Source organism: Streptomyces sp. NPDC040410 (genome assembly GCF_055595715.1).
The window spans coordinates 220532-240732 of the sequence record NZ_JBVIVK010000014.1 but is presented as its reverse complement, the minus strand read 5'-3'; the positions used below and the strand labels follow the sequence as shown (position 1 = coordinate 240732).

Annotated in this window: 17 protein-coding genes; 16 read left to right on the top strand and 1 reads right to left on the bottom strand. The window is 71.3% G+C overall.

Annotated features, from left to right (window positions below; translation table 11 throughout):
- From ACZ562_RS26810 to ACZ562_RS26780, 7 genes are all read left to right on the top strand, one after another.
- The coding region (locus ACZ562_RS26810; protein WP_471183889.1) for an alpha-amylase family glycosyl hydrolase at positions 1 to 879 on the top strand (879 nt) is incomplete at its 5' end.
- Entirely contained in the window at positions 876 to 2594 is a 1719-nt protein-coding gene (gene treS / locus ACZ562_RS26805; protein WP_471183886.1) for a maltose alpha-D-glucosyltransferase, read from the top strand. The genes ACZ562_RS26810 and treS, both read left to right, overlap by 4 nt.
- A gap of 28 nt (positions 2595 to 2622) precedes the next feature.
- On the top strand, positions 2623 to 3981 hold the full coding sequence (locus tag ACZ562_RS26800) for a maltokinase N-terminal cap-like domain-containing protein (RefSeq protein WP_471183884.1): 1359 nt from the start codon (positions 2623 to 2625) through the stop codon (positions 3979 to 3981).
- Positions 3982 to 3985: 4 nt separating this feature from the next.
- Positions 3986 to 6208, top strand: coding sequence for a 1,4-alpha-glucan branching enzyme (glgB, locus tag ACZ562_RS26795; RefSeq protein ID WP_471183881.1), 2223 nt, complete (start codon positions 3986 to 3988; stop codon positions 6206 to 6208).
- Positions 6209 to 6316: 108 nt separating this feature from the next.
- Entirely contained in the window at positions 6317 to 7405 is a 1089-nt protein-coding gene (locus ACZ562_RS26790; protein WP_471183930.1) for a glutamate--cysteine ligase 2, read from the top strand.
- 199 nt (positions 7406 to 7604) lie between these two features.
- Complete coding sequence (locus ACZ562_RS26785; RefSeq protein WP_471183879.1) at positions 7605 to 9509, top strand: AMP-dependent synthetase/ligase; 1905 nt, start codon at positions 7605 to 7607, stop codon at positions 9507 to 9509.
- A 231-nt stretch (positions 9510 to 9740) separates the two neighbouring features.
- Complete coding sequence (locus ACZ562_RS26780) at positions 9741 to 10175, top strand: ATP-binding protein (RefSeq protein WP_471183877.1); 435 nt, start codon at positions 9741 to 9743, stop codon at positions 10173 to 10175.
- A 169-nt stretch (positions 10176 to 10344) separates the two neighbouring features.
- On the opposite strand, the gene ACZ562_RS26775 is transcribed toward ACZ562_RS26780, so the two are convergent.
- Positions 10345 to 10716: a PRC-barrel domain containing protein gene (locus tag ACZ562_RS26775; protein WP_471183874.1), complete on the bottom strand. Its 372-nt coding sequence runs from the start codon at positions 10714 to 10716 to the stop codon at positions 10345 to 10347.
- Between the two features lie 289 nt (positions 10717 to 11005).
- Here ACZ562_RS26775 and ACZ562_RS26770 point away from each other — a divergent pair, with 289 nt between their 5' ends.
- The 9 genes from ACZ562_RS26770 to ACZ562_RS26730 all read left to right on the top strand — a co-directional run bounded on the left by ACZ562_RS26770 (position 11006) and on the right by ACZ562_RS26730 (position 20198).
- A complete protein-coding gene (locus tag ACZ562_RS26770; protein WP_471183872.1) occupies positions 11006 to 11398 on the top strand; it encodes an STAS domain-containing protein in 393 nt (130 codons plus the stop codon).
- A gap of 90 nt (positions 11399 to 11488) precedes the next feature.
- A complete protein-coding gene (locus ACZ562_RS26765) occupies positions 11489 to 11638 on the top strand; it encodes a hypothetical protein (RefSeq protein WP_471183870.1) in 150 nt (49 codons plus the stop codon).
- Positions 11639 to 11642: 4 nt separating this feature from the next.
- Positions 11643 to 12542 (top strand): STAS domain-containing protein, encoded by a 900-nt coding sequence (locus ACZ562_RS26760; RefSeq protein WP_471183867.1) that lies wholly within the window; start codon positions 11643 to 11645, stop codon positions 12540 to 12542.
- Positions 12539 to 12958, top strand: a complete 420-nt coding sequence (locus tag ACZ562_RS26755; protein WP_471183865.1) for an STAS domain-containing protein — start codon at positions 12539 to 12541, stop codon at positions 12956 to 12958. The genes ACZ562_RS26760 and ACZ562_RS26755 overlap by 4 nt, the downstream gene beginning before the upstream one ends.
- Entirely contained in the window at positions 12958 to 13401 is a 444-nt protein-coding gene (locus ACZ562_RS26750; RefSeq protein ID WP_471183928.1) for an anti-sigma regulatory factor, read from the top strand. The genes ACZ562_RS26755 and ACZ562_RS26750 overlap by 1 nt, the downstream gene beginning before the upstream one ends.
- Positions 13401 to 14459: an ATP-binding SpoIIE family protein phosphatase gene (locus ACZ562_RS26745; RefSeq protein ID WP_471183862.1), complete on the top strand. Its 1059-nt coding sequence runs from the start codon at positions 13401 to 13403 to the stop codon at positions 14457 to 14459. The genes ACZ562_RS26750 and ACZ562_RS26745 overlap by 1 nt, the downstream gene beginning before the upstream one ends.
- Positions 14456 to 16195: a PP2C family protein-serine/threonine phosphatase gene (locus ACZ562_RS26740; RefSeq protein WP_471183860.1), complete on the top strand. Its 1740-nt coding sequence runs from the start codon at positions 14456 to 14458 to the stop codon at positions 16193 to 16195. Before ACZ562_RS26745 ends, ACZ562_RS26740 begins: the two co-directional genes overlap by 4 nt.
- Before the next feature lie 211 nt (positions 16196 to 16406).
- Positions 16407 to 17783, top strand: a complete 1377-nt coding sequence (locus ACZ562_RS26735) for an NAD(P)/FAD-dependent oxidoreductase (protein WP_471183857.1) — start codon at positions 16407 to 16409, stop codon at positions 17781 to 17783.
- Between the two features lie 195 nt (positions 17784 to 17978).
- Entirely contained in the window at positions 17979 to 20198 is a 2220-nt protein-coding gene (locus ACZ562_RS26730; protein ID WP_471183925.1) for an FUSC family protein, read from the top strand.
- Positions 20199 to 20201 lie beyond the last annotated feature (3 nt).

Below are 20201 nucleotides of genomic sequence, written 5' to 3'. Positions count from 1 at the left end.
GACCACGGGGTGCGGATCTTCCGGGTGGACAATCCGCACACCAAGCCGGTGGTGTTCTGGGAGCGGGTGATCGCGGACATCAACCGCACCGACCCGGACGTGATCTTCCTGGCGGAGGCGTTCACCCGGCCGGCGATGATGCACACCCTGGCCCAGATCGGTTTCCAGCAGTCGTACACCTACTTCACCTGGCGCAACAGCAAGCCCGAGCTGACCGAGTACCTGACCGAGCTGACCGGGGAGGCGGCCGCCTACATGCGGCCCAACTTCTTCGTGAACACCCCCGACATCCTCCACGAGTTCCTGCAGCGCGGCGGCCGGCCCGCCTTCGAGGTGCGCGCGGTGCTGGCCGCCACCCTCTCCCCGGCCTGGGGCGTCTACAGCGGCTTCGAGCTGTGCGAGAACACCCCGCTGCGCGAGGGCGGCGAGGAGTACCTCGACTCGGAGAAGTACCAGCTCAAACCCCGCGACTGGGAGACCGCCGAACGCGAGGGAGGCACCCTCACCCCCCTCATCACCAAACTCAACACGAGCCGTCGGCGCCACCCCGCCCTGCAGAGGCTCAGGAACATCCGCTTCCACCACACCGACAACGACGCGCTGATCGCGTACAGCAAGCGCGAGGGCGCGGACACGGTCCTGGTGGTGGCCAACCTCGACCCGCACCACACCCAGGAGGGCACGGTCTCGTTGGACATGCCGCATCTCGGCCTGGACTGGCACGCATCCATGTCCGTGCACGACGAACTGACGGATGAGACCTACCGCTGGGGCAGGAACAACTACGTGCGGCTGGAGCCCGGCCGGGCACCCGCGCACCTGCTCCACGTCCAGGGATCGTCCGCCTCGCCGCAGACAGGAGGGTCACGAGCGTCATGACCGTCAACGAGCCCGTCCCGGACACCTTCGAGGACACCCCCGCCAAGGACCGGGACCCGGAGTGGTTCAAGCGCGCCGTCTTCTACGAGGTCCTCGTCCGCTCCTTCCAGGACAGCGACGGCGACGGTGTCGGCGACCTCAAGGGCCTGACCGCCAAGCTCGACTACCTGCAGTGGCTGGGCGTCGACTGTCTGTGGCTGCCGCCCTTCTTCAAGTCGCCCCTGCGCGACGGCGGCTACGACGTCTCCGACTACACGGCCGTCCTGCCGGAGTTCGGCGACCTGGCCGACTTCGTGGAGTTCGTCGACGCCGCACACCAGCGCGGCATGCGCGTGATCATCGACTTCGTCATGAACCACACCAGCGACCAGCACCCGTGGTTCCAGGAGTCGCGCAACGACCCCGACGGGCCCTACGGCGACTACTACATGTGGGCCGACGACGACAAGCAGTACGCCGACGCGCGGATCATCTTCGTCGACACCGAGGCGTCCAACTGGACCTTCGACCCGGTCCGCCAGCAGTACTTCTTCCACCGCTTCTTCTCCCACCAGCCCGACCTCAACTACGAGAGCCCGGCGGTGCAGGAGGAGATCCTGGCCGCCCTCCGCTTCTGGCTGGACCTGGGCATCGACGGCTTCCGGCTCGATGCCGTGCCCTACCTGTACGCGCAGGAGGGCACCAACTGCGAGAACCTGCCCGCCACACACGAGTTCCTGAAACGCGTACGCCGCGAGATCGACGCGATGTATCCGGACACGGTGCTGCTGGCGGAGGCGAACCAGTGGCCGGAGGACGTGGTCGACTACTTCGGCGACTACCGGGGCGGCGGCGACGAGTGCCACATGGCGTTCCACTTCCCCGTCATGCCGCGGATCTTCATGGCCGTGCGCCGCGAGTCCCGCTACCCGGTATCGGAGATCCTCGCCAAGACCCCGGCGATCCCCTCCAACTGCCAGTGGGGCATCTTCCTGCGCAACCACGACGAGCTGACCCTGGAGATGGTCACCGACGAGGAACGCGACTACATGTGGGCCGAGTACGCCAAGGACCCCCGCATGCGCGCCAACATCGGCATCCGCCGCCGCCTCGCCCCCCTCCTCGACAACGACGAGAACCAGATCGAGCTGTTCACCGCGCTGCTGCTGTCCCTGCCCGGCTCGCCGATCCTCTACTACGGCGACGAGATCGGCATGGGCGACAACATCTGGCTCGGCGACCGCGACGCCGTCCGCACACCGATGCAGTGGACGCCGGACCGCAACGCCGGCTTCTCGTCCTGTGACCCCGGCCGGCTCTACCTGCCGACCATCATGGACCCCGTCTACGGCTACCAGGTCACCAACGTCGAGGCGTCCATGTCGTCGCCCTCGTCGCTGCTGCACTGGACACGCCGCATGATCGAGATCCGCAAGCAGAACCACGCCTTCGGACTCGGCTCGTACACGGAACTCCAGTCCTCCAACCCGGCGGTGCTGGCATTCCTGCGCGAGTACGAGGACGATCTCGTCCTGTGTGTCAACAACTTCTCCCGGTTCGCCCAGCCCACCGAGCTCGATCTGCGGGCATACGACGGGCGGCACCCGGTCGAGCTCATCGGCGGGGTCCGCTTCCCGGCCATCGGTGAACTGCCCTACCTCCTGACCCTCGCGGGCCACGGCTTCTACTGGTTCCGGCTCTCCCGAGTCGCATCCCGCATCGGCCGACGTCATTGAGCGTGTGCCGAGGAAAGGACGCGTCACCATGCCGAAGACCGCATCGCTGCGCCCCAGAGTCAGGGTCGTCGCCGACCCCATGGCCTCGCTCGGCGGACTGCTGCGCGAGTGGCTGCCGCGGCAGCGCTGGTTCGCGGGCAAGGACCGGCCCGTCACGGAGCTCGGCCTGCTGTCCATGACCGAGCTGTACCCGGGCTGTCTGCATCTGCTGGTCCACGCCGGTCACACGGGGGTCCGGCCCCCCGGCGGCGGCCCCGCCGGCGACTGCTACCAGCTGCTGCTCGGTGTACGGGAGCACCTGTCGCCACGCCTGGCGCGGGCCCTCGTCGGGCGTCCGCAGGAGGGCCCGCTGGCCGGTCTGGCGGTCTACGACGCGCTGCAGGACCCCCGTTCGGCTCAACTGCTCCTGGACCGGCTGCGGCACCCCGGTACGGTGGGCCCGCTGTGCTTCGAGCGCGACCCGCACGTGCCGGTGCCCGGGGGTCTCGCGCCGCGTGTGCTGGACGCCGAACAGTCCAACTCCTCGCTGGTGTACGGCGACGAGTTCATCCTCAAGGTGTTCCGGCGCGTCCAGCCCGGCGTCAACCCCGATCTGGAGGTGCCGGAGGCTCTGGCCGGGCAGGGTTGCCGCCGGGTCCCCGCCCCCGTCGCCTGGTTCCGGACGGCCCACCCGCAGGAGGCGACCCTCGGCGTCCTGCAGCGCTACCTACCCGACGCGTCCGACGGCTGGACGCTGGCGCTGCGCGCACTCGGCACAGGGCACGACTTCACCCCGCAGGCACACGAGCTGGGGCAGGCGACGGCAGAGGTGCACCTCGCGCTGGCCTCGGCGTTCCCGGCCGGGGCCCGGGGCGAGAACGGCCTGACGGCGGCGGCGATGAGCGAGCGTCTGGACGCCGCCGCCCAGGCGGTGCCCGCCCTGCGGCCGTACGCGCCCGGGCTGCACTCCGCCTTCACCGCGCTCGCGGGCTGCGACCCCGGTCCGCCCGCCCAGCGCATCCACGGCGACCTGCACCTGGGGCAGGTCCTGCGGGCCGGCCGGGAGTGGTTCGTCATCGACTTCGAGGGCGAGCCGTCCAAGCCGCTGGCAGAACGGTGCAGCGCCCAGTCCCCGGTGCGTGACATCGCCGGCATGCTGCGCTCCTTCGACTACGCGGCCCGCCAGCGCCGCCCCTGGCGTCCCGAGTGGGCCCGCCGCTGCCGGGAGGCCTACTGCGCGGGCTACGCGTCCCGTGCCGGCTGGGATCCCCGTAAGAAGCACGGTCTGCTACGGGCCTACGAGACGGACCGGGCCGTGTACGAAGTCCTGTACGAGGCCCGGCACCGACCCGACTGGCTCCCCGTACCGATGGCGGCGATCGAGCGTCTCGCCGTGAGAGGAGACTGAAGCCGTGGCCCTGCGCGACACTTCGCTGCCCGAGCCCTCAGGTCCGCCTTCGTCCGGACCTCGTCCACGCGGGAGTGCCCCTCCCCTTGACCCGGCCGACCGTGCGCGGCTCCTGTCTGGCGCCCACCACGACCCGCACGCCCTGCTCGGCGCCCATCCGGTCCCCGGCGGGATCGCCTTCCGGGCCCTGCGCCCGTGGGCACGTGCCGTGAGCGTCGTGGTGCACGGGGAGCGCAGCGCGCTGGTCTCCGAAGGGGACGGTCTCTTCTCCGGCGTGCTGCCGCTCGACGCGGTCCCCGCGTACACGCTGGTGGTGGCGTATCCGGGCGGAGAGCACGAGGTGCACGACCCGTACCGCTTTCTGCCCGCCCTCGGTGAGCTCGACCTCCACCTGGTGAGCGAGGGCCGGCACGAGCAGCTGTGGAAGGCGCTCGGTGCCGAGCCGATGACCCACCAGGGCGTGACCGGCACCCGCTTCACGGTGTGGGCGCCCAACGCGCAGGGAGTCAGGGTCGCCGGGGACTTCACCTTCTGGGACGGGACGGCGTTCCCGATGCGGTCCCTCGGTTCGTCCGGCGTGTGGGAGCTGTTCCTGCCGGGCATCGGCGAGGGCGCCCGGTACAAGTTCGAGATCACCTCCCGCTACGGCGGCCGGTTCCTCAAGGCCGACCCGATGGCCCGCAGCACGGAGGAACCGCCCGCCACGGCGTCCGTCGTGACCGCCTCGCACCACGAGTGGGGGGACGCCGAGTGGCTGGCCCGGCGCGCGGACGTGCCGGTGCACGAGGCTCCGTTCTCGGTGTACGAGGTTCACCTCCCGTCCTGGCGGCCCGGTCTGACGTACCGGCAACTCGCCGAGCAGCTGCCCGCGTATGTGAAGGACCTCGGCTTCACCCACGTGGAGCTGATGCCGGTCGCCGAGCATCCCTTCGGCGGCTCCTGGGGCTACCAGGTCACCGGCTTCTACGCCCCGACCGCCCGCCTCGGCACCCCCGACGACTTCAGGTACCTGGTCGACGCCCTGCACCAGGCCGGTATCGGCGTGATCATGGACTGGGTGCCGGCCCACTTCCCGAAGGACGACTGGGCACTGGCCCGGTTCGACGGCGACCCGCTGTACGAGCCGGGGGACGCGCGCCGCGCCGAGCACCCCGACTGGGGCACGTACGAGTTCGACTTCGGGCGCATCGAGGTACGCAACTTCCTCGTGGCGAACGCCGTCTACTGGTGCGAGGAGTTCCACATCGACGGCCTTCGGGTGGACGCCGTCGCCTCGATGCTCTACCTCGACTACTCGCGTGACTCCGGCCAGTGGGCGCCCAATGTGTACGGCGGCCGCGAGGACCTGGACGCGGTGGCGTTCCTGCAGGAGATGAACGCGACCGTCTACCGGCGGGCGCCGGGCGTGGTGACGATCGCCGAGGAGTCCACCGCCTGGGACGGGGTGACGCGGCCCACGGACAGCGGCGGGCTCGGCTTCGGCCTGAAGTGGAACATGGGCTGGATGCACGACTCGCTGCAGTACATCAGCCATGAGCCGGTGCACCGCAAGTACCACCACCACGAGATGACGTTCTCGATGATCTACGCCTACAGCGAGAACTACGTGCTGCCGATCTCCCACGACGAGGTCGTCCACGGCAAACAGGCGCTGGTGTCGAAGATGCCCGGCGACTGGTGGCAGCGACGCGCCAACCACCGCGCGTATCTGGGGTTCATGTGGGCCCACCCCGGCAAACAGCTGCTGTTCATGGGCCAGGAGTTCGCCCAGGGCTCCGAGTGGTGCGAGGCGACCGGGCCCGACTGGTGGCTGCTCGACCCCGCGTACGGGGCGGAGGCCGACCACCGCGGGGTCAGGGACCTGGTCCGTGACCTCAACACCGTCTACCGCGGCACTCCGGCGCTGTGGCAGCGGGACTCCGACCCCGGCGGCTTCCAGTGGGTGGCCGGGGACGCCACCGAGGACAACGTCTTCGCCTTCCTCAGGTACGACGGCGAAGGCACCCCGCTGCTCGCGGTCTCCAACCTCTCCCCGGTCGTCCGCCACGACTACCGCCTGTGGGTCCCCGGCTCCGTCGTCGCCTGGTACGAAGCGCTCAACACCGACGCGGCACGCTACGGCGGCAGCGACATCACCCACCCCGACCCCGTCAAACCGGAGGACGACCACATCCGCCTGACCCTGCCCCCTCTCGCCACGGTCTGGCTGACACCGATGCCCCGGTGACGCCTGGCGGCGGCACCAGGTGTCCGCATGCCCTTCGAGGGGCAGTCGGAGACGTACGACCGGGCCATCCTCGTCGCCGCCGGCGGGGTCACAGAAGGGCTGCATCACGTGCGCACCGTCGGAGTGGAGGAGGAACTCCTCCTGGTCGATCCGGGGACCGGAGAGCCGCAGGCGCTGTCCTCCGCAGTGCTCGCACGTGCCGCCCAGGACGGAGCGGACCAGGCCGTCTTCGAGAAGGAACTGCACAACCAGATGCTCGAGTTCGCGACTCACCCGCAGTCGGGCATGAGTGAGCTGCGCGCGGAGATCGTCCGCTGCCGCAAGGAGGCCGCACGGCACGCCGGGGAGATCGGCTGCACCGTCGCCGCGCTCGCCACCTCGCCACTGCCCGTCAGCCCCTCCGTCGGCGTGGGCCGCCGCTACCAGTGGATGGAGGAGCAGTACGGCATAGCCACGCAGGAACAGCTCGTCCTCGGCTGTCACGTCCATGTGTCCGTCGAGTCCGACGAGGAGGGCGTCGCCGTTCTCGACCGGATCGAGCCGTGGCTGTCCGTGCTGTCCGCGCTGAGCGCCAATTCCCCCTACTGGCAGGGCAAGGACACCAGTTACAGCAGCTACCGCAGCCGGGTGTGGCAGAGGTGGCCGTCGGCAGGTCCGACCGAGCCCTTCCGGTCGGCCGAGCGCTACCACCGGCGGGTCGCGGGCATGGTGGCCACCGGCGTGATCCTCGACGAGGGGATGATCTACTTCGACGCCCGGCTGTCCCGGCGGTACCCGACGGTGGAGATCCGTGTCGCGGACGTCTGTTTGCACGCGGACACCGCCGTACTCGTCGCCACCCTGGCACGGGGCCTGGTCGAGACCGCGGCGCGCGAGTGGCGGGCGGGCGTGCGGCCCCTGGAGCACAGCGTGAGTCTGCTGCGGCTGGCCGCCTGGCGGGCCGCCCGCTTCGGTCTGACCGAGGAACTGCTCCACCCCGCGACCATGCGGCGCATGCCGGCGGAGATCGTGGTGCGCGCCCTGCTGGACCACGTCGGGGAGGCCCTCGCCGAGAGCGGCGATCTCGACCGTGCCCAGGAGGCCTTCGCAGAGCTGCTGCGCCGCGGCAACGGCGCGCGTGTGCAGCGCGAGCTGATGGAGCGCACCGGCAGTCTGCGCGACGTCGTCACCGAGTGCGTGCGCCAGACGCAGGCGTGAGATGCTCCGCGCACCAACAGCACGGGGCACCTCACCAGGGCGCGCGTTCCCGGGTCCCCCGAAGGCCTCGCGATCATCAAGGACCGGACACTACTTCTCCGTTCCTGGCACCGACCGGTCTCTCCTGGGCTAGATTCGGGCACCGCCGATAACCGTACTCATCGGCCGCGTCACACCCCGTACTCGTCAGGAGCAGCGCATGCGCGACTTCGCCCTCGCTCCCCCGACCGCCCCGCACCTGACCGGCGGGCTCGCCGACAGCCTCTTCGAGACGGCGGCCCTCGACCCCACCCGCCCGTTGCTCGCGCACCGCCCCGAGGGCTCCTCCGCCGCCTGGGAGGAGATCACCGCCGTAGAACTGCGGGACGAAGTGGTGGATCTCGCCAAGGGGCTGATCGCGTCGGGAATCTCACCGGGCAGCCGCGTGGCCATCATGGCGCGGACCCGTTACGAGTGGACGGTGCTCAGCTACGCCCTGTGGGCGGTCGGCGCCGAGGTCGTCCCGGTCCATCCGACGTCCTCGCGCGACCAGGTCGAGTGGATCCTGCGGGACGCCGGCTGTGTCGCCGTGGTCGTAGAGGACGAGCAGGCGGTCATGACCGTCGGCTCCGTGTGCGCCACGCTGTCGCGGCTGTGCCATGTCTGGCAACTGGACGCGGGGTCGCTCGACCAGCTGGTGGAGCGGGGCCGGTTCATCCCGCTCACCACGGTCGACTCGCTGCGCCGCATCGTGCTGCCGGACTCCACCGCGGTCGTCGCCTACACCTCCGGCACCTCGGGGCACCCCCTGGGGTGCGCGCTGAGCCACCGCGGTCTGGCGAGTCCCTGCGACACGCTGATCGAGGGCTGGGGCCACACGGCGGCGCCGCCGGGCCAACAGGGCTCGGTCCTCGCCTTCCTGCCCTTCTCCCACGTCTACGGACTCATGATCCAGGGCCTGTGCATGCGCGCCGGTCTGCTCATGGCCCACGAACCCGACCTGAGCGAGAAGGCACTGTCGTCGGCCCTGCGCTCGTTCCGCCCCACTTACTTCTACGCCGTACCGTCGGTCTTCGAGAAGATCTACAAGAACTTCCTGCGGACCGCCCAGCAGACCGGCCGCGGCGCACTGTTCGAGCGGGCCGCCGAGACGGCGCGGGACTTCGCCGCGGCCACCGAGCGGCAGCGGCTGGGCCTGGGACCGGGGCCCGGTCTCGATCTACGGCTGCAGCACGCGCTGTACGAGCGGACGGTGTACCGCAGACTGCGCGGCGCGCTGGGCGGCAGAGCACGCCGTGCCACGTCAGGCGGCTCACCCCTCAGCCGCGACCTGTCCCTCTTCTACGAGGGCATCGGCATCTATGTGCACGACGGATACGGGCTGACCGAGACCTGCGGCGGAGTCACCATGCAGCCGCTGGGCCGGGAGAAGTCCGGGACCGTCGGGCAGGCCCTGCCGGGCACGGAGATCCAGGTGGCCGACGACGGGGAGATCCTGGTGCGCGGGCCGTCGGTGTTCCAGGGCTACATCAACGACGACGCGGGGACTCGGGCCGCCCTGCACGGCGGCTGGCTGGCCACCGGTGACATCGGGCGGCTGGACTCCGAGGGGTATCTGACGATCACCGGCCGCAAGAAGGAGATCATCATCACCAGCAGCGGCAAGAGCGTGGCCCCGGCCGCACTGGAACAGCGGCTGCGGATGCATCCGCTGGTGCACCAGGCGGTGGTGGTGGGCGACAACCGGCCCTGCGTGGGCGCGCTGATCACCCTGGATCCGGAGTTCCTGGCGCACTGGCGCCGGTCCCTGGCGGCGCAGAGCGACGCCTCCGCGCGGGAGGCGCGGGAGGAGAACGCGCTGCGGGAGGAGATCGCGCGCGCCGTGGCCGCTGCCAACAGTGCCGTGTCGCGCTCGGAGTCCATCCGCGTGTTCCGTGTGCTTCCCGAACCGTTCGGTCTGTCCAACGGGTTGCTCACGCCCTCGATGAAGCTGCGCCGGGACGCCATAGCGCAGCACTACGCGTTCGAGATCGACGCGATGTACCACGCCCGCTCCCGCCCCCCGCGCCAGCACGAGCCGGACGAGCTGTCGAACTGGGACGACTGCGACAACGTGTTCCGGTGAGTGCTGGAACTCAGCGCCTGCGCCCACGGACGGTCCGGGCGCCGCTCACTTCCGCGAGGTGCAGGGCCGGCACGGCCCACGAAACCCCCTCCGGTCGCTTCGCTTGCGGGATCCGTCTGCCCCGGATCGGGCCGCGCAGGCGCGTAGGCTCCGTGGGCCTGGGAACTCGTCAACCGTAGAGACACAGGAGAAGGGACGACAGCCCTGCTGAGGCCGGGCCGGGAAGGCACGATGGCAACCGAGCCGCACTGGGACGACACACTGGCTTCCGAGGAGATCCCGATGCGCACCACGCGCTTCGCGGGTGAGCTGTGCAATGTGACGGGTGCGCGGCTTGAGGCGGAGAGTTTTCTCCGTGATCTCGCGCACGCCGCACCGCCGGCCACCCCCGAGTACTGGGACGACATCCTCCTGGTGGTCACAGAGCTTGCCGCGAACGCGGTGCAGTACGCCCCGGGGCCCTTCGAGCTGCGCATGCGCCGGACGTTCGACGGCGTCCACGTCGTCATGCACGACACCAGCACCACGCCGCCGGCGCCCCGCCCCTTCCACCCCAGCCAGGGTGGCGGCGGCATCGGCTGGCATCTGATCCACACACTGTGCGACCAGGTCAGCGTCGTCACGAACGACAGCGGCAAGGACATCCACGTCTTCCTGCCCTGGTGAGTCCAGCCCCCTGCCGCATCCCGCCCGTGTCGTGCACGACCGACCGCGCGCGTGGGCGCGTGCCACGGACGTGCTGTCAACGCTGGGCACCGTCGGTGTCCGGGCGGGAGCGCGGGCCCGCCCCTCTCACCCTTCCGTCACCTCGAACTGCCCTTCCGTGCGCCCCTGATCACATGGCGGTCGCCTCGCGCGGCGGCAGTCGCCGGTAGTAGTCCCCGACACTCGCCAGATAGGACCGGTCCATGGTCTCGCTGTCCGTGCGGAAGCGGGGCGCCGTCTTCACCTCTCCTCTGGTGCACGCCAGGGTTATCTTCCGGCCCTCGGCGTCGATGCCCGTGACGACACCGACCGGGACCAGAACGCTCCGGCCGAAGACCCACACGCCCGTGTCGACGACCAGGTGCCGCATTCCGAAGTGGTCGGCCTGCCGGTCCACATGGCCGATGACACCGTCGGTCGCGGCCACGGTGCAGCCCGTCAGGTCCTGCCCCTCCACGTGACCACTGTCCGAGGCGTACGACCAGATTCTGTCAAGCGTCACGCTGCTCCTCCCTCCCGGTGTTCCACAGCAGCGATTACCCGCCTCCCGCACCCGCATTCGGGGCGGCTCGACGCCAGTCGTGTCCGCCAGGACGAAGGATCTTCTCGGATGGCACGCATGACGCGCCTGTTCGGGGGTAATCGCGGGGGCGCGGTGCCAGGAGCCGGGCCCGCAGGCGACAGGAGGGACCGATGAGAGCTTGATCACGGATCACTGCCGGAAGCGGTGTGCATCGAAGTCGCTCACAGGGGTAACCAGCCCTGGCCGTCAGCACTTGTGGGAGGTACGCGTGTCCAATGCCCAGAACCCTTTGTCCGTCGAGGTCGCCCTGCCCCGGGAGGACGTGGCCCTGGTCACGGTGGAGGGCTATTTGGACGTCGACACGGCGACCGAGTTCCAGCACCACCTGGCCAACCAGCTCCACCACGGCCGACGGCACTTCCTGCTCGATCTGTCCGCCGTCCCCTTCATGGACTCGTCGGGCATGAACATCATCCTCCGGGTCTACCAGGAGGCCCGCGGTATCCCGGGCAGCGTGCACATCATCGCCCCCACACCGGCCGTGCGCCGGATCCTCGAGCTCACGGGCGTGAGCATCACCGTCCCGGTGTCGGAGAGCGTCGACGACGCGCTCGAACTCGTCGCCAGGCAGCCGGAATCCGCCGAGCCGCGGGAAGTCTGACCCAAGCGCGGTTCCCGGCGGCCCGTGGCGGCGACCCGTCGCTCCACAAGGGCGGCCCGCCGGTGCCGTCACCGCAGTACAAGGAATGGTGTGACCGACATCGTGAGAAGACTCTCCGCCGCAGAGCGCGCCCTGCGCCCGGCGGCACCGGATCAGTTGCCGGCCGCGGTCCGCGAAGTGCTGTTCAGTCAGTACGCGGCCGAGGCGGGCTCGGTGGAACGCAATGCGAACGAGGAGTGAGCAGGTGCCGGAGCACGAAGTGACAGGACAGCACGGGGCGCCTGCACGGGAGATCCGGGGGTTTCTGCACCGCCGCCGGGAGCAGATCGCCCAACGGTGGGCCGACGAGCCCCTGTTCCGCTCCGTGTTCACCGTCTCGCGGGACGAGGCGGTGGAAGCCGGCAAGGTCGTCATCGACGCACTGGCCCAAGTGGCCGACGAGGACCGGGTGCAGGACCCGGATGCCTCCGGATTCACCGTGGTGCGGGAACAGTTGGCACGGATGGGCACGGCCCGCGCCCGCGCGGGCTTCACCACCGCGCAGATCTCGAACGACGTGGACGCGCTGCGCCCGCCCGTCCTGAACCTGCTGGCCGCCGATCTGCCGAACGCGTCGGCCGAGGAGCTCAGGGAGTGCACGACGGCCCTGACCGTGCTGATGGGGACCCTGCGGCTGGTCGTTCTGGACACCGCGCTGAGCGAGGGACACGCCCTCATCGAGCGGCAGCGGCTGCAGTTGCTGGAGGTGGCCACCCCGGTCATCAAGCTCTGGGACGGAATCGTGGCCGTCCCGCTGATCGGGACGCTCGACAGCGCCCGCAGCCAGGTCGTGATGGAGACGCTCCTGGAGGCCGTCGTCGACCAGCACGCCCGCTTCGCCATCCTCGACATCACGGGGGTGCCGACGGTCGACTCCCTGGTCGCCCAGCACCTGATGAAGACCGTCGCCGCCGCGCGTCTGATGGGCGCGGAGTGCGTCGTCTCCGGCATCCGTCCGGCCATCGCGCAGACCATCGTCCACCTCGGCCTCGACCTGGGAACCGTCGTCACCCGATCGAGCCTGGCCGACGCCCTGGCCTACGCGCTGCACGAGCTGGGCGCGGACATCGTGACCGCGGCGCCCGGCGGCTCGGGTCCGCGGTGAACAACGGCTTCTCCCGCCCCGCCGCGGGGCACGTGCCCGTCCTCAGGCTCGGCGACGTCCTCCTGGTCACCCTTCAGGGGGATCTGTACGACAGCACGGCACAGCAACTCCAGCAGGACATCAGCGAGTCCATCGCGGGCAACGGGGTCACCGGCGTGGTCATCGACATCTCCGGTGTCGATGTCGTCGACTCCTTCCTCGGGCGCGTACTGGCCGAGATCGCCGCCCAGTCGAGTCTCCTCGCGGCGCGGACCGTGGTGGCCGGGATGCGGCCCGCGGTCGCCATCACGCTGGTGGAACTGGGCCTGACGCTGCCGGGCCTGCGCACCGCGCTCAGCGCCGAGGCTGCCATGGACCTGGTCACGCAGCACGTCCCGACGTCCCGCCCAGGCGGCCTGCGCCAGGAGAGTCCGTGATGCACACAGCCTCGGGCGTCGAGGCCTCCTGCCTGCCGATCCGTTCGGACATGGATCTGGTGTGGGTGCGGCAGCACGTGCGGCAGGCGGCCGCCCGGCTCGGCTTCGGCCTGGTGGAGCAGACGAAGCTGGTCACCGCGGCCAGCGAGCTGGCCCGCAACACCCTCGTGCACGGCGGCGGCGGTCAGGTGGAGACATCGGGCGTGCACAACGGGCGCGCGCAGGGACTGCGGCTGGCCTTCAGCGACGAGGGACCCGGCATCGCGGACCTGGACCGGGCGCTCAGCGACGGCTACACCTCCGGCGACGGGCTGGGAATGGGCCTGGGCGGCGCACGGCGTCTGGTGCACGAGTTCGCGATCGACACCACGCCCGGATCCGGAACGACCGTCACGGTGGTCTCCTGGGCGGCTGTGCCGCCGCGTCCACGCGAGGAGCGCTGATGCCACGCCTCTGGGACGTTCCCGTCCACGACTCGACCCGGGTGCGCGACGCCAGGGTGGCGGCGGAGAGTGCGGCCGCCCTGGCCGGGCTCGGCGAGCCACGCACCGCGGCGGCCGCACTGGTCGCGACGGAGCTGGCCACGAATCTGCTCAAGCACGCCGGAGGCGGCCAGGTCCTCATCGACGCCGTGGCGCCGCCGGTGCCCGGCCCAGGCCGGGACACGGCGGCGTGTGTGCAGATCGCCGCGATCGACCACGGCCCGGGCATGGCCGACGTCGCCGCCGCGCTGCGCGACGGCTTCTCCACGGCGCGCTCCCTCGGCGCGGGCCTGGGCACCTGTCGGCGGGTCGCCGACGACTTCGGTCTGCACAGCACGCCCGGCCGCGGGACGGTGGCGCTCGCCCGGATCGGCGGTGCCGTCCGCCCCGGCACTTCGGCACGGGCCGCCGCGGTGCGAGCCGGCGGGGTCAACGTCCCCTACGCCGGGGCGGAGTACTCGGGTGACGCATGGGCCTGGGTACGGGCGGACGACCGCCTGACCCTGATGCTGGCCGACGGGCTCGGGCACGGTCCGGAGGCGGCCCGCGCGTCGACCGCGGCGGTGGAGGCGCTGCGCCGCTCGGCCCACCGCACGCCCGCCGAGGCCCTGCGGCACCTGGATGAGGCGCTCAAGGGCACCAGGGGCGCGGCCGTCGCCCTGGCCCAGATCGAGACCCGCACCGGCCTGCTGCGGTTCGCCGGCATCGGGAACATAGGAGCCCGGCTGTGCGAGGGCGGCAGCTGGCGTTCCCTGCTGTCCCGGCCCGGCATCGTCGGCGTCCACCGTCCCGCGACCCTGCGCGAGGACCAGGCGCGCTGGGCGGCCGACAGGCTGCTGGTGCTGCACAGCGACGGCCTCCCCAGCCGCTGGACGCCGCCGTCCGACGCAGGTCTGCTGGCGGCCGACCCGGCCGTGATCGCCGCCGTGACGGTACGTGACGCCAGCAGCTCGGCCCGCCCGGTGCGGGACGACACCGCCGTGGCCGTGCTGGCCCCGACCCCGACGGACCGGCCATGACACGCAGCTGGCGGATCACCACCGCCACCGACGCGGCACGGGCCCGCATCGCCGTCGCTCGGCTGGCCGCCGCGTTCGGTGTGCCCGCTCTCGACCGCACCCGGCTGACAACCGCGCTCAGCGCGCATCTGCGGCAGTGCCTCACCAAGGGCGGCACCTGGCTGCTCTCCCTGCACACGACCGCGGCGGCCGCCGGGCAACGTCTTCTGCACCTCCTGGTGACCCCTGCGGCCGGCGGGGGCGCGGCCGGCGCACCGCCGTGGCGGACCGCGGTCGGCTGCCCCGACGCGGCGGCCACCGCGCTCGACGACGTGGTGGCGGAGGACCCCGATGTTCTGGCGGAGGCCCTGCTGGGCGCCGACGAGGACACCGCCCTGGTGCTGGAGAAGCTCACCGAACAGGAGGAGTTGGTCGCCTTCCACCGGGAGGAGCTGCACCAGACGAACCAGGGCGTGCTGGCGCTGCACGCCGACCTGGACGCGGCCGGGCGGGCGCAGCGGGAGGCGTTCGCCGCGGAGCGCGAGGCGCGCAAGGAGGCCGAGAGCGCCCGTCGGCGGCTGACGTTCCTCGCGGACGCGAGCGCCGTGCTCACGGCATCGCTCGATCGCGACGAGATCGTGCGCCGGCTGCCGGAGCTGCTCGTGCCCGAGTACGCACGCGGCGTCGACGTCTGGCTGTTCGACGGCGAGGACGACAGACAGCGCCCGGGTCCCCGCCCGGCCGCCGCCGTGGTCGCGGCACGCACCGGGCGCCCGCAGTACGCCGCCGGCCATCCCGGCGGCCTGCCGGGCGTGGACGACCAGCCGCCGTCGGCGCTCGATCCGGCCCGGCCCTTGTTGTGCGTGCCGCTGCTCACCCGGCGCGCACCGCTGGGCGTGCTGACCCTGTCACCGCCCGGCGACCGCTGGGACCCGGACGACGCCGTCATGCTCGTCGAGCTCACCCGGCGGGCCAGCATCGCGATCGACAACGCCAGGCGCTTCGAACACAACCGGGACATCGCCGAGACCCTGCAACGCGCCCTCCTGACGGAGCTGCCCAGCACTCCGGGCCTGTGTCTGGCCGCCCGCTATCTGCCGGCCACGCACGGGCTCAACATCGGCGGCGACTGGTACGACGCCTTCCGGCAGCCCGACGGCAGCCTGATCACCGTCATCGGCGACGTCACCGGGCACGGTCTGCACGCGGCCGTGATGATGAGTCAGCTGCGCACCGCTTTGCGGGCGTACGCGGTCGACGGCGGCAGCCCTGGCCGGCTGCTGACCCGGCTGCACGTGTTCCTGCACCATCTGCAGCCCGATCTGTACGCCACCGCTGTCATCGCCCGCTTCCACCCCGAGGACTCCACCCTGACCTGGGCCGCCGCCGGCCATCCGCCTCCTGTGCTGCGCACCCCCGACGGACAGGTGCGCACGCTCGACGCCAAGCCCGGCGCCATGCTCGGCATCCCGCTGCGGCAGGAGATCGCCGACCACACCGTGCGCCTGTCCCCCGGTTCGACGCTGGCGCTGTACACCGACGGCCTGGTCGAGCGGCGTGCGCAGGGCATAGACCCGGGCATCGGGCGCCTGGCGGCAGCGCTCGGATCGTTCCGCTCGGCGGACCTGGACGAGGACCTCGACGGCTCGGCGGACAGACTCCTCAACCCCCTGCTCAGCGACTCCGAGCGCGACGACGACGTGTGCCTGCTGCTGTGCCACCTCCACGGCGGGGCGGCCCGGACGGCGTTGTCGTAGAAGCGCGGAGTTGCCCGCGGCGGAGTAATCGCGTCCGCCCCGGTGCGGAACCGCGGCTCGGCGGGCATGGTGGTCCTCGACGCGTTCGTCTGCGTGTCGCACCGCGCAGGCGGGACGGCCGGCGGCGTGGTGGGATCGATGAGGTGCGAACGAGCGATCCCCGGGCAGGCGAACGGCGTCAGAGGCAGACCGCCTGGAGCCGCAGAAAGGGATGAACAACGTGACACGACCCAGGATCCTGGTGGTTGGCGCAGGCTTCTCCGGAGTGGAGTGCGTTCGCCGGCTGGAACGCAAACTCTCCCCGGACGAGGCAGACGTCACGCTGGTGACGCCGTTCGCCTACCAGCTCTACCTGCCGCTGCTGCCGCAGGTCGCCTCCGGCGTGCTGACGCCGCAGTCGATCGCCGTCTCCCTGCGCCGCAGCAAGAAGTACCGCACCCGCATCATTCCGGGCGGTGCCATCGGAGTGGACCTGAAGGCCAAGGTCTGCGTCATACGCACGATCACCGACGAGATCGTCGACGAGCCCTACGACTACATCGTGCTGGCCCCCGGAAGCATCACCCGCACCTTCGACATCCCGGGGCTCACGGACCACGCGTTCGGCATGAAGACGCTCGCCGAGGCCGCCTACATCCGCGACCATGTCATCTCGCAGCTCGACCTCGCCGACGCCAGCCAGGACCCTGTGGAGCGCGCCTCACGCCTGCAGTTCGTGGTGGTCGGCGGCGGCTACGCGGGTACGGAGACCGCCGCCTGCCTGCAGCGCCTCACACACGCCGCCGTCAAGCGCTACCCACGCCTGGACCCGGGTCTGATCAAGTGGCACCTGATCGACATCGCCCCGAAGCTGATGCCCGAGCTGGGTGACAAGCTCGGCCGCAGCGCACAGGAGATCCTGCGCAGGCGCGGCATCGAGATCTCGCTCGGCGTCTCCATCGCGAAGGCGGGCCCGGAGGAGGTCACCTTCACCGACGGGCGGGCGGTGCCGACCCGCACCCTGATCTGGACCGCCGGGGTCGTCGCGAGTCCGCTCATCGCCACGCTCGGCGCGGAGACGGTGCGGGGCCGGCTCGCGGTGAACGCCGAGATGAACCTGCCGGGTCACGACGGCGTCTTCGCCCTCGGCGACGCCGCGGCGGTGCCGGACGAGGCCAAGGGCGAGGACGGCGCGGTCTGCCCGCCCACCGCACAGCACGCCATGCGCCAGGGCCGGCACGTCGCCGACAACGTCATCGCGACCCTGCGGAACCAGCCGCCGACTCCGTACGTGCACAAGGACCTCGGCCTCGTCGTCGACCTCGGCGGCAAGGACGCCGTCTCCAAGCCGCTCGGCATCGAGCTGCGCGGCCTGCCGGCCCAGGCCGTGGCCCGCGGCTATCACTGGTCGGCGCTGCGCACCAACGTCGCCAAGACACGAGTGCTGACGAACTGGGTGCTCAACGCGATCGCGGGGGACGATTTCGTCCGCACCGGTTTCCAGGCCCGCAAGGCCGCGAAGCTGAAGGACTTCGAGTACACCGACTCGTACCTGACGCCGGAACAGGTGCGGGCGCACGTCGAAGAGACCCGTTCCAAGGAGACGTGACGCCGCCCCCTCCCCGCCCTGACGCAGTTCACTCCTGACCGCAGACCGGTTTCCGCCCGATCGCCGAGCACACCCTCGCCGGGGCCGGGAACGGGTGATCCGGGCCCACCGTGCCATGCTGAAACCGGGATCATGACGTGAAGCGGGAGTGAGTGCGGCGCCGTGGACGCAGCGGGACATTCGGTCCGGGCACGGATGCGGGACGCCGTCGCGGCGTCCGATCCGGGACTGCTGCGGCTGACCGCCGGCCTGCGGACCGTGACCGCCATCGTCCTCACCCTGACCGTGCTCACTCTGCTGCGGGCCGACGTCCACCATCTGGTGGCGGGCGCCATCGCGGCGATGGTCGCCACCTTCGCCATCCGCGAGAAGCAGCGGTCCCGGCAGGCCGTCACGCTCGCGCTGGGACTGCCGGTGGCGCTCGCCTCGGTGGCGCTGGGCGCGCTCCTCAGCCCGCACGGCGTGGCCAGTGGCCTGTTCTTCATCGCCCTGATCTTCTGCGCCGTCTACGGCCGCCGGTTCGGCGACCGCGGCACGACGCTCGGTCTGATCGGCTTCCAGAGCTACTTCCTGTCGCTGTTCGTCGGCGCCACCGTGTCCGGCCTGCCCCGGCTGTACGGCGCCATCGGCGTGGCCTTCCTCAGCAGCGCGGTGGCCCGCTTCGCGCTCGTGCCCGAGACGCCCGCGGGCATCCTCGACCGGCTGCGCGAGGCCTTCCGGGCCCGGCTGGCACAGCTGGTGTCCGCTCAGCTCGAACTGCTGGACGCAGGGCCGGACGAGGTGGACAAGGCACTGGAGAACGTACGGGACGGCACCGCCCGGCTGCACGAGTCGGCCCTGATGATCCAGGGCCGGCTGGAGGAGGGGACATCCGACGAGACCGTGGCCGGGCTCGTGCAGCGCCGTGTCGCGGAGGCGGAGATCGCCGCCGAGCGGCTGGGCCTGTCGCTGCTGAGCGCCCGCGGCGCGGAACGGGCGGACACCTTGACTCTGCACCTGCCGGGCGCGCCCGCCCCGGCGGTCGGCTCACTGCCCGAGCGGGACGAGGCGGCAGCGCTGCTGCGCCGTGATCTAGAGGCGCTGCGCCTGCTCGTACTGCGGCCCGCGGCCGGTGATTCGGGCGCCGGGATGTCGCGCGTGCGCAACCGGCTCCTCGGATACCGCGACGAGGAGAACCTGCCGCCCGCCTCGGGCGCCGTCCAGGACGTCTTCCGGGGCATCGGCGAACTCGCCCGTGCGGTGCTGGGGCTGCGTATCGCCCTGGACGGGCCTCAGGACGAGTCGGACGACACCCCCGCGACCGCCCGCTCGCGCGAGGAACTGGACGCCGAGGACGCCGCGATCGACGCCGGCGAGGACAGCGGGCGGGAGGAAGAGGAGGAGCCGACCGGGTTGCGCCGGCCCACCACCCGGGCGGCCGTGCAGGTGGCCGTGGGGTCGGCGCTGGCCATCGTCGGCGGTGAGCTCCTGTCCAGCCATCGCTGGTACTGGGCGGTGCTGACCTGCTGGATCGTCTTCATCAACACGGCCTCGACGGGCGAGATCCTGGTCAAGGGCTACCGCCGGCTCGTGGGCACGGTGTTCGGCGTCGTGGCCGGCATCGTGCTGGCGGGTCTGGTCGGCCGGCACACCCTGACGGCGTTCGCGCTGGTGCTGCTCTGCGTCTTCGCGATGTTCTACACCGCACCGCTGTCGTACACGCTGATGTCCTTCTTCGTCACGGCGGCGCTGGGTCTGCTCTACACCCTGCTGCACACCTACAGTTTCTCCGTGCTCGTGCTCCGCGTGGAGGAGACGGCGCTCGGCGCGGCCTGCGGGGTCGTCGCGGCGGCGTTCGTGCTGCCGGTCCGGACGGACCGCCGTACCAACGATCTGCTGGTGACCGCGCTCGACCGGCTCGCCGACGTCACCGAGGCCGCGGTCGACCAGCTCAGCGGCGGGCCCGCGGCCGATCTGCTGGACAAGGCACGGGATCTGGACCAGGCGCTGTCCGACCTGCGGGCCGCCACCCAGCCGCTCACCCACCCGGTCACGCCGCTGCGGACGCGGCGCAACACAGCCCGCTACGTCGTGGCGCTCCTGGAGACCTGCGCGTACCATGCGCGGTCACTGGCCGCCACGGCCGAACTACTGCCCAGCAAACCCTCGATCGCCGCCGACCCCCGGCTGCGCCCGGCCGGGCACCGCGTCCTGCACAACATCAGGGCCATCGCCGCGCACGTCGCCGAAGAGCGGGCGACCGCGAAGGTCGAGACCGGGCCCAGCATCGCGTCGCTGCTCGAACCCGACACCCCCGGCACGCCCCGGTACGGCCGCGTCACCGGCCGGGTGCTGCGGCATCTGCAGCGCCTGGACGAAACGGTGGTCGGTCTGGCCCGGCCGCTGAACGTACGCGTGGCGCCGGCGCGGGGATGACCG

Coding starts and splice junctions, on each gene's coding strand:
- treS (WP_471183886.1), top strand. CDS start 876: ATGACCGTCAACGAGCCCGTCCCGGACACCTTCGAGGACACCCCCGCC.
- ACZ562_RS26800 (WP_471183884.1), top strand. CDS start 2,623: ATGCCGAAGACCGCATCGCTGCGCCCCAGAGTCAGGGTCGTCGCCGAC.
- ACZ562_RS26785 (WP_471183879.1), top strand. CDS start 7,605: ATGCGCGACTTCGCCCTCGCTCCCCCGACCGCCCCGCACCTGACCGGC.
- ACZ562_RS26780 (WP_471183877.1), top strand. CDS start 9,741: ATGGCAACCGAGCCGCACTGGGACGACACACTGGCTTCCGAGGAGATC.
- ACZ562_RS26750 (WP_471183928.1), top strand. CDS start 12,958: ATGCACACAGCCTCGGGCGTCGAGGCCTCCTGCCTGCCGATCCGTTCG.
- ACZ562_RS26745 (WP_471183862.1), top strand. CDS start 13,401: ATGCCACGCCTCTGGGACGTTCCCGTCCACGACTCGACCCGGGTGCGC.
- ACZ562_RS26740 (WP_471183860.1), top strand. CDS start 14,456: ATGACACGCAGCTGGCGGATCACCACCGCCACCGACGCGGCACGGGCC.
- ACZ562_RS26735 (WP_471183857.1), top strand. CDS start 16,407: ATGAACAACGTGACACGACCCAGGATCCTGGTGGTTGGCGCAGGCTTC.
- ACZ562_RS26730 (WP_471183925.1), top strand. CDS start 17,979: ATGCGGGACGCCGTCGCGGCGTCCGATCCGGGACTGCTGCGGCTGACC.